At 64.2% G+C, this 11,523-nt stretch carries 15 protein-coding genes; 12 read left to right on the top strand and 3 right to left on the bottom strand.

All coding sequences use genetic code 11. The features are described from left to right. Window positions 1-184: hypothetical protein (locus Q1J95_RS10480; RefSeq protein WP_300267461.1), on the top strand; the 184-nt coding region annotated here is incomplete at its 5' end. 266 nt (window positions 185-450) lie between these two features. Here Q1J95_RS10480 and Q1J95_RS10475 read toward each other — a convergent pair. Further along, the gene (locus Q1J95_RS10475; protein ID WP_300267460.1) at window positions 451-1,284 is read right to left on the bottom strand and encodes a hypothetical protein; all 834 of its coding nucleotides are present in this window, start codon (window positions 1,282-1,284) and stop codon (window positions 451-453) included. 381 nt (window positions 1,285-1,665) lie between these two features. Here Q1J95_RS10475 and Q1J95_RS10470 point away from each other — a divergent pair, with 381 nt between their 5' ends. The 3 genes from Q1J95_RS10470 (at window position 1,666) to Q1J95_RS10460 (ending at window position 3,162) form a co-directional block, all read left to right on the top strand. Then, complete coding sequence (locus Q1J95_RS10470; RefSeq protein ID WP_300267459.1) at window positions 1,666-1,989, top strand: hypothetical protein; 324 nt, start codon at window positions 1,666-1,668, stop codon at window positions 1,987-1,989. A 149-nt stretch (window positions 1,990-2,138) separates the two neighbouring features. After that, a complete protein-coding gene (locus Q1J95_RS10465) occupies window positions 2,139-2,384 on the top strand; it encodes an HIRAN domain-containing protein (protein WP_300267458.1) in 246 nt (81 codons plus the stop codon). A 46-nt stretch (window positions 2,385-2,430) separates the two neighbouring features. Then, window positions 2,431-3,162 (top strand): GNAT family N-acetyltransferase, encoded by a 732-nt coding sequence (locus Q1J95_RS10460; RefSeq protein WP_300267457.1) that lies wholly within the window; start codon window positions 2,431-2,433, stop codon window positions 3,160-3,162. Between the two features lie 7 nt (window positions 3,163-3,169). Here Q1J95_RS10460 and Q1J95_RS15710 read toward each other — a convergent pair whose 3' ends face one another. Further along, window positions 3,170-3,349: a WhiB family transcriptional regulator gene (locus tag Q1J95_RS15710; protein ID WP_366945552.1), complete on the bottom strand. Its 180-nt coding sequence runs from the start codon at window positions 3,347-3,349 to the stop codon at window positions 3,170-3,172. Window positions 3,350-3,498: 149 nt separating this feature from the next. Between Q1J95_RS15710 and Q1J95_RS10455 the strand changes: the two genes are divergently transcribed. Beyond that, complete coding sequence (locus Q1J95_RS10455) at window positions 3,499-3,681, top strand: hypothetical protein (protein ID WP_300267456.1); 183 nt, start codon at window positions 3,499-3,501, stop codon at window positions 3,679-3,681. After that, complete coding sequence (locus tag Q1J95_RS10450; protein WP_300267455.1) at window positions 3,678-3,890, top strand: hypothetical protein; 213 nt, start codon at window positions 3,678-3,680, stop codon at window positions 3,888-3,890. The genes Q1J95_RS10455 and Q1J95_RS10450 overlap by 4 nt, the downstream gene beginning before the upstream one ends. Window positions 3,891-3,920: 30 nt before the next feature. Here Q1J95_RS10450 and Q1J95_RS10445 read toward each other — a convergent pair whose 3' ends face one another. Next, the gene (locus tag Q1J95_RS10445; RefSeq protein ID WP_300267454.1) at window positions 3,921-4,409 is read right to left on the bottom strand and encodes a YajQ family cyclic di-GMP-binding protein; all 489 of its coding nucleotides are present in this window, start codon (window positions 4,407-4,409) and stop codon (window positions 3,921-3,923) included. Window positions 4,410-4,598: 189 nt separating this feature from the next. Between Q1J95_RS10445 and Q1J95_RS10440 the strand changes: the two genes are divergently transcribed. The 6 genes from Q1J95_RS10440 to Q1J95_RS10415 all read left to right on the top strand — a co-directional run bounded on the left by Q1J95_RS10440 (window position 4,599) and on the right by Q1J95_RS10415 (window position 11,510). Further along, window positions 4,599-5,843, top strand: a complete 1,245-nt coding sequence (locus Q1J95_RS10440; protein ID WP_300267453.1) for a maltose ABC transporter substrate-binding protein — start codon at window positions 4,599-4,601, stop codon at window positions 5,841-5,843. Window positions 5,844-5,962: 119 nt separating this feature from the next. Next, window positions 5,963-7,585: an ABC transporter permease subunit gene (locus Q1J95_RS10435; RefSeq protein WP_300267452.1), complete on the top strand. Its 1,623-nt coding sequence runs from the start codon at window positions 5,963-5,965 to the stop codon at window positions 7,583-7,585. A gap of 1 nt (window position 7,586) precedes the next feature. Then, window positions 7,587-8,522: a sugar ABC transporter permease gene (locus tag Q1J95_RS10430; RefSeq protein WP_300267451.1), complete on the top strand. Its 936-nt coding sequence runs from the start codon at window positions 7,587-7,589 to the stop codon at window positions 8,520-8,522. Window positions 8,523-8,610: 88 nt separating this feature from the next. After that, window positions 8,611-10,503: a glycoside hydrolase family 13 protein gene (locus tag Q1J95_RS10425; RefSeq protein ID WP_300267450.1), complete on the top strand. Its 1,893-nt coding sequence runs from the start codon at window positions 8,611-8,613 to the stop codon at window positions 10,501-10,503. Between the two features lie 3 nt (window positions 10,504-10,506). Then, the gene (locus Q1J95_RS10420) at window positions 10,507-11,292 is read left to right on the top strand and encodes a hypothetical protein (protein ID WP_300267449.1); all 786 of its coding nucleotides are present in this window, start codon (window positions 10,507-10,509) and stop codon (window positions 11,290-11,292) included. A 56-nt stretch (window positions 11,293-11,348) separates the two neighbouring features. Further along, window positions 11,349-11,510, top strand: coding sequence for a hypothetical protein (locus Q1J95_RS10415; protein ID WP_300267448.1), 162 nt, complete (start codon window positions 11,349-11,351; stop codon window positions 11,508-11,510). Window positions 11,511-11,523: the final 13 nt, after the last annotated feature.

The raw sequence follows: 11,523 nt of genomic DNA, 5'->3' as shown, positions 1-11,523 counted from the left end.
GAAGAAGCTCGAGGACGCTGACCGGCGGTTTCGGTCGCAGCATGAGGGCAAGCCGCTCGGTGAGGTCAAGCCTCGGGTAGCGGCGGCGTTCTCTCAGATCGGTGTGAAGCTGCAGCCTGGCCAGATCGCCGATTATGCGAAGGCGGTTTCGGTACGGGAGCCGTTCAAGTGGGTGCTGAAGTGAGCGCGGTGATTTGCCCGAAGTGTGAGGAGCCGGCCGATCTCGTGGAGAATCCTCCGCGCTATACGCTTCCGAAGCACCGTGGCGTGTGTCGGTCGTGCGGCCACGAGTGGCAGATTCGCGGCGAAGCTGACGTGAAGCGCTACACGCAGTAGCCCGACAGTGAAGCCCCGGTGACCTCGTGTGAGGGCCGGGGCTTCGCGTTGGATATTGAATCGCGAGGATCCAGCGAATACTCTCGAGCGTGGCTCGCCAGATTTCGCTCGCTTCTAACCGATTTCTTCAGCGTCGACGATATCCTCAGCAGGGGCCTGCACGATTGAGGGCAGCTCGAGAAAATCTCCGTATGCGTTGGTTGCCTCGGCGAGCTCGTGCGGCGCGGCGTACATGGTGACAGCGAGCACGATGGTGTTCGCCAGCACTCCGAGCTTGCGGAACACTGAGTGCCCTGCGGGCGTGGATGCCTGCCTTGCGGCGGATGCATTCCTGACGATGACGCCGATCATGGCATCCGCTTCGTCTAATAGTCCGTCTGCTCCATGGACCTTGTACGCGTTGACGGCGTCGATGATGCATTGCGCATGCCGTCGGATTTCTTCACGGAAGCGCAGTGGTAGTCCGTCGTCATCGGCGAGATCATCGATGATCTCAGTGGCGAGATTCCGGATACTGCCGAGGGTGGCCTGGTCAATCACTTTCTGGGGCTGTCCTTGCGCGAGTATGTGACTCGTGATCTCTAGGCCTACGATGACGTCGTCGCCGAGTCGATCCCACAGTTGCTTGACGCTTCCCGTCGGCGTACCGAGCAGCGGGAGAGCGCCTTCGATCTTGTCCATATGCTGCAGAAGCAACGTCGGCGGGGCGATCGGCGACTCGAGTGCTGCGACGTCACGGCGAATGGCTACCGGCATCGACATGATCTCCGCGACTGCCGCGAAGTATCCGGCGGTGTCCTTCTCGTCCAGCTTGAGGTGCGTAAGCAATGCCTGCTTGTTTTGAATCGTCTTGTTCTGGCCGGCCTTGGCAGCTTGGGCCTTGAGCGTTTTCAGCACCATGGCCAGCCGTCCCGCAGGTGTGCGGAGGAGATCGTCGTTGTCGCTCACGTCGTTAATCTATCGGCATCGACGGGCAACCTTACGACCAGAAGTCATAAGTGAGCTTCATCTGCGTCCCCCTCGTCCGATAGACCGCAGATAGAAATTCACCTCGTCAAGGTCCTGCCGCACGTCACCCGACGACTGCAGGGTGAGCTGGCCGATAAGCGGGCCCATGCTCAGTTCCGCCCGGACTCCCGCCCCCCGCGCGAGGAGTTCGAGGAAGAGTCATGGACTCAAGTCGAAGGAGGCGGGCTTGAACACCCCATCTACATACGTGAAGCGGTCTCAGCGGACGGACGCCGCGTCATCACCGGCATCATGTTGGGAGCCACAATCCCGCAACACGAGATCACCGCGACGTCGCTCCGGAACGTGCGGATCGGCGCGATGCTCGAGCAGCTTTTCAAAGGCTTCGACGATGCGCCCCCGCCAGACCCGGATGACCTCGACGCCCAGATCGTGTCGGGCCTCATGCAACAGACCTACGACCTCGGTGCGCCGCGGCTCGCAGCCGAGAGCCGTACAAGCGGACGGGGAGCGAAGCACGACGCCCTCAAGTCATTCGCAGACCGGTATCGAGTCGAGTTCGAGCGAAACCCGAGGCGCGCGATGACCGCGACGGCAGAGGCGCTCCACATGTCCCGGGCGACTGCAAACCGCTGGGCACGCAAGTGCCGCGATGTCGGTATGCTTCCCGAGGCGCCGGAGTGATTGCCGCGCATCCGTTGAGCTTGGCCCCGAACGCGCAGTCGATCGTGCTGCCCCACGATCGATGGCGATCTGTGCACACGTGGAAGCCGCCCCACATGGAGCGACTTGCAGCGCACGCACCGAGTGAGGACCCTCGGTACTTTGCTCTCGTGAGGGAGCCCGAGAACGAAGCCGATCGCAACGCGATCCTCGTGTACGACAAGGCCGGCGCGCTGGGGTACCTCCATCGCTCCATCGCACGTTGGCTCGCACGACCTATCGAACGCATGAACGTGCCAGTCATCGTCGAGGGGCGAATCTGGCGCGGGACGGCCGCCTATGTTGGCCTCGACTGGTCGACCTTGGGTCATGATGGTTTCTCTGTGTGGTTCTACTTCGACATAAGGTCATCGTAACCTGAAGTGTGGCCGTGGCCGTGGAGTTGGGCGGTACTCTGGCCTGATGGGGAAGGCGAGTAGGCGCAAGGGCGTGCGCACCGGCGTCGTCTTCGATGGTGCAGTCGAAGGTGAGCTTGACGTGATGATCGAGCTGGCGCGGGAGAGGCTGCCGGTCAGTGTGGAGGCGCTTGAGGAGTTCCGTGATCTGCACGGCGGGATGAATCGCTCGGAGGTCGCTGCCCGGTACTCGTACTCGTTCTCGGTGGCTCGTGCTGCTGGGGAGGTTGTGGGGTTTGCTCTATCTGTCCCGCTGACAATTCCAGGGCACGATACTGCGGCGAGGGACGCGGGGAACCTACGGTTCCTGGCTGTTTCTCCCCAGTGTGCAGGGCGATCCATCGGTGAAGGTCTACTTCGGCACGCGGCGTCGCGGCGGAAGGCGTTGGGCGCGCGCGTGGTCATCGCAAACATCCCCGCGCGTGCGTTGTCGTTGTATGAGCGCTCCGGGTGGACGGTCCTGCCGCCGGAGAGAGGCTACGCGTGGCAGGCCCCTGACGGGCTGCTGCTCGCTGAGTATGCAGCTGGTGGGCCGCCGTTCGTGCACCTTGCGTACAAGCAACTGGGGACGCTCGCCTACAGTTTTACCTTCGACCACATCAATGCCCCGCCGATTGGGCGGGCTTCCGCTGCGTTGATGATGGGGAACTACGAAGGCAACGTCGATGAGTCGAAGCTGAGCGTGCTTGCGCGCCAGCAGCTCGCGGTGGTCGCGGGAGAGATCGAGAAGTCGCGATGATCGCGCATCAGGCGGCTTCCTGGCCTGCCTTGCGTCCGCGTCCGACGTAGTGCTTCCCTGCCCAGAAACCGACCGTCGGCTTCGCGGCTTTCGCGTATTGGCGGCAGAGGAGCGCGACGTCGCAGGATGCGCAGATCGGCTTGAGTACTTCGATGTCTGCGGGGGAGAGGTTGTCGGCAGTGAACAGGTCGATGCCGTTGCAGCATCTGCGGGAGACACCCGTTGAGACAACGGCATGTAGGCGGCATCCGTGGACATAAGGTCACTGTAACCCTAAGGTCTGTCCAGTGACGTCACTGGCTGGCGAGTGTCGCCTCTCGCGGCTACCGTTCAACTATGAAGACGAAAGCACAGGCACTCCGAGATGTGGGGCTGGTCGTCGCTGAAGTCGCCGCGATCGTATGCACCCTCACGCCCGAGCAGGCTGCAGAGCGGGCGTGGCATCAGGGCGGGCCATCGCTTGCTGTTCTCACCGAGCAGATCCGGGCGACAGGGCTGTGTCGAGAAGAGCCGTCATGAAGACGCGAGAGCAGGCGCTCCGTGACCTCGGACTGATGGTCGCTGAGTTCACCGCAGAGTTCCGCACACAGACACCGGAGGAAGCCGCGCACCGCGCATGGCGTCCAGACGGGCCGTCGATGGAAGAACTCACCGAGCGATGCGCGGCGCTCCAGCAACGTCTCGCAGGCGAGGTAGATTCGAGCTCCTGCGGACTCCCTGCGGACTAAACCAGGAAAACCCCTGGTCAGAGGGGTCTACTACCGGTAATTGATGAACTGCAGGTCGATGTCGAGATCACTGCCTTTGAGTAGGGCGATGACGGACTGAAGGTCGTCGCGGCTCTTGGATTGCACGCGCAGCTCGTCGCCCTGAATCTGGCTCTTGACGCCCTTGGGTGCCTCGTCGCGGATGATCTTCGAGATCTTCTTCGCGTTCTCCGAGGAGATGCCGTCCTTGAGTGACGAAACGATGCGGTATTCCTTGCCGCTGGCGTAAGGCTCGCCCGATTCGAGGCTCTTGAGTGAGATGCCGCGCTTGATGAGCTTGGTCTGCAGCACGTCGAGCACGGCCTTGGCGCGCTCTTCGGTGCTCGATTTGATCAGGATCGACTCACCGCTCCATTCGACCGATGAACCGGTGCCCTTGAAGTCGTAGCGCTGATCGATCTCTTTACGCGCCTGGTTGACGGCGTTCTCCGCCTCCTGGTGGTCGACCTTGCTGACGATGTCGAACGATGAATCTGCCATGGCGCCAGTCTAGCCAGCAGCGTCACGGAAGGCTGTTCTGAAAGCGCTTCCAAAGCGGCGAACAGGTGAAACCTCAGCATTACAGCTTCGTATCGGCCGTGTTTGACATTGCGAGAAGGCGGGTTGCGAGGCATACTGTAAGCGCTTGCAGTCTTGCAGGCGTCACAGCATCGAGAGAGGCACACACCAATGAAGGTGAACAAGCGGGGCATGATCGCGCTCACAGCGATGGCCGCAATTTCTTCCCTGACACTCGCGGGCTGCGCTGGCAGCGATGGCGGATCGAGTGACGGCGGCTCGGACGCCGTCGAGTACACCGGAGAGATCACGGTGTGGGTCGACGCCGACCGCGCCGATGTTCTGCAAGATGCCGCAGACGCCTTCACCGCTGACACCGGGGTCGAGGTGACGATGGTCCAGAAGGAATTCGGCGAGATCCGCGACCAGTTCATCCAGCAGGTGCCGACAGGCGAAGGCCCTGATGTCGCCGTCGGCGCGCACGACTGGCTCGGCACTCTCGTGACCAACGGTGTCGTCGCGCCGGTCGAGCTCGGCGATCGCGCGGATGAGTTCGAGCAGGTAGCCATCGACGCGGTCAGTTACGAAGGCCAGACATACGGCGTCCCCTACGCGATCGAGAACATCGCGCTGCTGCGCAACACCGACCTCGTCCCCGAGGCCCCCACCGACTACGACGACATGATCGCCAAGGGCAAGGCCGCCGGCGTCGACTACGCCTTCCTCGTCGGTCTCGACCCCGAGGCCGCTGACCCGTACCACCTGTACCCGTTCCAGACCTCGTTCGACGCTCCGGTGTTCGGCACCGACGCCGATGGCGCCTACGACCCGGCAGATCTGCAGATCGGCAACGACGGTGGCACGGCCTTCGCCGAGTGGCTCGGCGAACAGGGCGCGGCCGGCATCCTGAACACGAACATCACCGGCGAGCTCGCCAAAGAGAACTTCGTCTCGGGCAAGTCGCCCTTCTTCCTGACGGGCCCGTGGAACGTTCCCGCCGCGGTCGACGCAGGCCTGAACGTCGCGATCGATCCGATTCCGTCCGCGGGCGGCAGCGACGCCCAGCCGTTCGCCGGCGTGCAGGGCTTCTTCCTCAGCTCCGAGAGCGAGAACCGCCTGGCCGCCAACGAGTTCATGGTGAACTACATCGGCTCACAAGAGGTGCAGGTCGCGCTGTACGAGGTCGGCGGTCGCACCCCGGCCCTGACCGCAGCCTACGAAGCCGCGGTCGAGTCCGACCCGATCACGGCCGGCTTCGGCGAGGTCGGCGCGAACGCCGTTCCGATGCCCAGCATCCCCGAGATGGGAGCCGTGTGGGAGTTCTGGGGCGTGACCGAAGCCGCGATCATCAACGGCGGTGACCCGGCCGCTCTCTGGTCGAAGATGGCCGCCGATATTCAGGGCGCCATCGGCTGACGAATCGAGCCCGCGAGGTGGTCTTCACAGCGAAGGCCGCCTCGCGCCTCGTCCATTTCGCTGAGCACACGACTCAGCTGAGCATGCAAACCAGCTGAGCACACGAACCAGGGATGCAGATGACCACGCCGACCACCGAATCGAGCGACACCGCCGAGAAATCCAGCCAGAGCCGCAACGCCCGTCGCGCGGCGCGCCTCGCCGAATCCGCCGGCGTCGGCTGGAAGCTGATGCTGTTCAAGGTGGTCATGCTCGGGCTCATCGACGCCCTCGCGCTGTATGCGATCTTCGTCCTGATCCAGAGCGGGCAGTGGCTGCCGGCGAGCATCGTCTTCGTCGTCACGGCCTTCGCCAACTGGGTGTACTTCAGCCGTGGAAATCTCCCCGCGAAGTACCTGATCCCCGGACTCATCTTCCTCTTCGTCTTTCAGATCTTCGCCGCCGGATACACCGGTTACATCGCTTTCACGAACTACGGCACCGGCCACAACAGCGACAAAGACAGTGCTGTCAACGCGCTCATGCTCTCCGCTCAGGAGCGCGTGCCCGACTCGCCCGCCTACGACCTCACGGTGGTAGAGCAGCTCGGTCAGTTCTCGTTCCTGGTGACCGCTCCCGACGGCGATGTCTTCATCGGTGGCGACGAGCGTCCGCTGCAGCCCACCGACGACGCCGAGATAGACGGCGGCACGGCCGTCTCGCTGCCCGGTTACAACACGCTCGGCTTCGCGCAGATCGTGCAGAACCAGCAGGCGATCGCCGACATGGTCGTGCCGATCAGTGACGATCCGAACGACGGCGCTCTGCGCACCCCCGATGGCTCGATGGCATACGTCTACGTCTCCAATCTGGTCTACGACGAGGCCGCCGACACGATGACCGACTCGCGCACGGGCGTCGTGTACTCCGACATCGGCACCGGCGCATTTACCGCTGACGACGGCACCGAGCTCAAGCCCGGCTGGCAGATCAACGTCGGCGTCGACAACTTCGTGCGCGCCTTCAGCGAGCAGTCCATTCGCGGCCCGTTCCTGTCGGTGCTGGTGTGGACCTTCGTCTTCGCCTTCCTCTCGGTGTTCACCTGCTTCGCACTCGGCCTGTTCCTTGCGATCGTCTTCAACGATCCGAAGATGAAGTCGAAGAAGTACTACCGGGTGCTGATGATCCTCCCGTATGCGTTCCCCGGGTTCCTGTCGGCGCTGGTGTGGGCGGGCATGATGAACCAGGAGTTCGGCTTCTTGAACGTCGTGCTCTTCGGCGGCGCCGAGATCCCGTGGCTCACCGATGAGTGGCTGGCGAAGATCAGCATCCTGCTGGTGAATCTCTGGCTCGGGTTCCCCTACATGTTCCTGATCTGCACCGGTGCGCTGCAGGCGATTCCGGATGACGTGCAAGAGGCCGCACGCGTCGACGGCGCGAGCGCGTGGCAGGTGTTCCGCTCGATCAAACTGCCGCTGCTGTTCGTCGCGGTCGCGCCGCTTCTCATCTCGTCGTTCGCGTTCAACTTCAACAACTTCAGTCTGATCTACATGCTCACCGGCGGCGGTCCGCGCGATGCCGGAGCCAGCGTGAACGTCGGCGCGACAGACATTCTCATCACGCTCGTCTACAAGGTCGCCTTCGTCGGCTCGAACGCCGACTACGGCCTGGCGAGTGCGTTCTCGATCATCATCTTCATCCTGGTCGCGACGATCTCGGTGATCGCCTTCCGACGCACCAAGGCGCTCGAGGAGCTGAACTGACATGACCACGACACGTGCAGAATCAACGGCCGCCATCACGACGGCGGATGCCGGTGTGCCGGGCGCCGCGAAAGAACCCCGTCGTCCGTTCAAGAAGTACTTCCGCGAGACCGGATGGCGACACCTCGTCGGCATCGCCATCGGCGCGTTCGCGCTGTTCCCGCTGCTCTACATCATCAGCGCCTCGCTCAACCCCGGCGGAACACTGCTGACGGCAAACGCGCTGTTCAGCAACTTCAGCTTCGACAGTTACGCGACGCTCTTCCAGAGCCCGCAGCATCCCTACGGTGCCTGGTTCATGAACACGCTGATCATCGGTCTGGTCACCGCCGCCGGCACCGTGCTGCTCGGCGCGCTGGCGGCATATTCCTTCTCGCGCATGCGCTTCACCGGGCGCCGATTCAGCCTGACCGCTCTGCTGGTCGTGCAGATGTTCCCGCAGATGCTCGCGATGGTCGCGATCTTCCTGTTGATGGTGTCGATCGGCGACATCTTCCCCGCGATCGGCCTGAACTCGCGGATCGGGCTCATCATGGTCTATCTCGGCGGCGCGCTGGGAGCCAACACCTATCTGATGTACGGATTCTTCAACACGGTTCCGGCATCCATCGACGAGGCGGCGAAGATCGACGGCGCCGGTCACGCGCGCATCTTCTTCACGATCATCCTGCGACTGGTCGCGCCGATCCTCGCCGTGGTGGGGCTGCTGAGCTTCATCGGCACCTCCAGCGAGTTCATCCTCGCCAGCGTCATCCTCATCGATCCCGAGCAGCAGACGCTCGCGGTCGGACTGTACAAGTTCGTCTCGGACGAGTTCTCGAAGAACTGGAGCGTGTTCGGGGCCGGTGCGGTGCTCGCCGCTGTACTGCCGGTGGCGCTGTTCCTCGCTCTGCAGAAGTACATCGTCGGCGGACTCACCGCCGGTAGCGTGAAGTAAGACCACAACCAGAGGGCTCTGTCATGGCATCCGGCCGTGCAACCACGTCGACAAGGCGGCGGCTGCCGCATCCGAAGAAAGGCATGACATGGCCCTCCTCTCACCGCACCACGACGGCTCACCACTGTACGTCTCCGATCTCGCTCCCGAACTCGGCGACGTCGTCACCGTGCGCCTGCGCGTGCCGGAAGGATACGGGCCGCTCGTCGCCGTGCGCACGCGCTCGAACCCTGATCACGAGCCGGAATGGACGGATGCTGTTCGCATTGGCGTCGTCGACGGCTGGGACTGGTGGGAGGCGCCGATCACGGTGCGCAATCGCCGCCACGGCTACCGGTTCGTTCTGCAGCACGCCGACGGTGCTGTCGAATGGCTCAACCAGACCGGCACCCACCGTCTGGAGACGCTCGACGCCGAGGACTTCGCTCTCGTCGCATACCCGGCGCCGCCGGCATGGATCAACGAAGCCGTGATGTACCAGGTCTTTCCCGATCGGTTCGCGCGCTCGGCGCAGGCCGACGAGCACCCCACGCCGGACTGGGCGATCGCGGCGAGCTGGGACACCCCGGTCGACCCGGTCATGCCTGGCCGCTCGCAGCAGTTCTACGGCGGCGACATCCCCGGCATCATCTCTAAACTCGACCACCTGGTCTCGCTCGGAATCAACCTGCTGTATCTGACGCCGGTGTTCCCCGCGGCATCCAACCATCGCTATGACGCCTCGAGCTTCGAGGGCATCGACCCACTGCTCGGTGGCGAAGAGGCATACATCAGACTCGTCGAAGAGGCTCACGCCCGCGGCATCCGCGTCATCGGAGACCTCACCAGCAATCACTCCGGCGACCGCCACGAATGGTTCCGCGCCGCGTACGGCAACCCGGGCGCCGTGGAAGAGAACTACTACTACTTCACCAACGACGACAACACCGAGTACGAGTCGTGGCTCGGCACGCCCACACTGCCGAAGTTCAACTGGGAATCGCAGGAGCTGCGCGAGCGCTTCATCAGCGCCGAGGACTCGATCGTCGCGAAGTGGCTGAAGCCGCCGTATAACGCCGACGGCTGGCGTATCGACGTGGCGAACATGACCGGACGGCTCGGCGACGTCGACGTCAATGACGAAGTACGTCAGCTGCTGCGCGAGACGATGCTGCGGGTGAACCCCGACACGGTGCTGCTGGGGGAGTCGACCAATGACGCCGCGAGCGACCTGCAGGGCGACGGATGGCACGGCGCGATGACCTACCCGTCGTTCACCCGTCCGCTGTGGGGGTGGCTGAGCGAGCCGCACGGCGAGCCGTACCTGAACGCCCAGGGCGAATCCGTCACCGAGCCCTGGTTCTTCGGGCAGCCGATCGGCGGCATCCCGCGCTACACAGCGGCGGACTTCGTCGGTGCGGTCGTGCGCTTCACCGGCAGCATCCCGTGGCGGGTGCGCCTGGGGAACATGCAGCCGCTCGACACCCACGACACGGCGCGCTTCGCGACGAACGCGGCGCCCGGAACCACCGCGCTCGCGCTCGGTCTGTCGATGACGCTGCCAGGGCTGCCGGTCGTATTCGCCGGTGATGAGTTCGGCCTCACCGGAACTGACGGCGAGATGAGCCGCACGCCGATGCCATGGGGGAGCGAGACGGAGCCGGCGACCGCTGAGGTGCTCTCGACATATCGATCATTGATCGCGCTGCGGCGCGAGCATCCAGTGCTAGGAGCGGGTGGACTTCGCTGGGTGCATGTCGACGACGAGACGATCGTGTTCGTGCGTGAAAGCGCTGCGGAGACGGTCCTGGTACTGGCAACGCGCGGGGGGGCGGACGTTTCGCTCGATGCCGGTGCGGTCCCGGGGCCGTCGGCTGCATCCGCGCTTTTCGGCGATGCGACACTTGCCGTGGCGCCCGATGGGTCTGTCGCGCTCGCCGCGGAGGGGCCCTCGTTTGCGGCATGGAGCCTGCCCGGTGTCGTCGTTCCGGCCGAGGGCTGAAGAATGACCACCCTCGAACGGTACGGGCATCTCAGTCGCGCGCTTGCTGACGCGGTGCGCGCGCGGGACGGGATAAGCGGTCTGGTGCTGCTCGGGTCGGCGTCCGATGAGGCGCGGCACCGGCGCGACGAGTGGTCCGATCACGACTTCTTCGCCGTGGTCGAGGCTGGTCGAGGTCCCGAGATCCGCCCGGATCTCGGCTGGCTCCCGGATCAGGACCGTCTCGTCTTGACGGCGCGCGAGGGCGAGATCGGCTTCGTCGCCGTCTACGACGACGGACATGTTTTCGAGTTCGCGTTCTCCGAGGTCGAGGAACTCGCCGGTGCGGTTGCGGGGGACGCGACCGTGGTCGTCGATGATGCGGCAGGGACGACGGCAGCGCTCATCGACCAGGCTCGTGAGCGGGCGGCATCCGCCGATCGGTTCGATCCGGATAACGATGCGCGGCTCGTTCTGGTGAAGCTGCTCATAGGTGTCGGCCGCATCCGCCGCGGCGAAGTGCTCAATGGAGGGGCCTTCATCAGGCAGTGGGCGGTGCAGCATCTGGTGGGCGTGATTCGTGGTCGCTTCCCTGACTCGTCGAGCTCGCTGCGCGACGCCATCGACCCGTTACGACGCTTCGAGCAGGACTTCCCGCAGTGGGCTCAACGGATCGCTGACGCTGTCGCGCGACCGCCTGAAGCTGCAGCCCGTGCGGTGTTCGACATGCTGGGGGAGCTGCAGGAGGGGTGGCCGGATTTTCCGACCCGTGCCGCGAATGCCGTAGCCGGGCGCCTCGGCTGGCGGTAACGGCGCGCTGATTCTGCGACGGAGGAATCGGCGCGTGGTTCCCCGCGGCGCCTGAGGTGAACGCGACCCAAACAGGCGGCGCGTTCGCTGCCCCCGCTGCGAACAACCCGCTTGTGCCCGCGGCGTACGACGTCGTCTGGACTGGAATCTTCGGGGTCGGTGTTCTTCTCATTACGGCATCCGGGCTCTGGCTGCTCTGGCGTCTGCGTCGGCGTTGATCCCGCCCGCTGT

It is taken from the genome of Microbacterium sp. (assembly GCF_029263575.1).
GTDB lineage: Bacteria > Actinomycetota > Actinomycetes > Actinomycetales > Microbacteriaceae > Microbacterium.
This window is presented reverse-complemented; position numbering and strand designations above follow the sequence as displayed.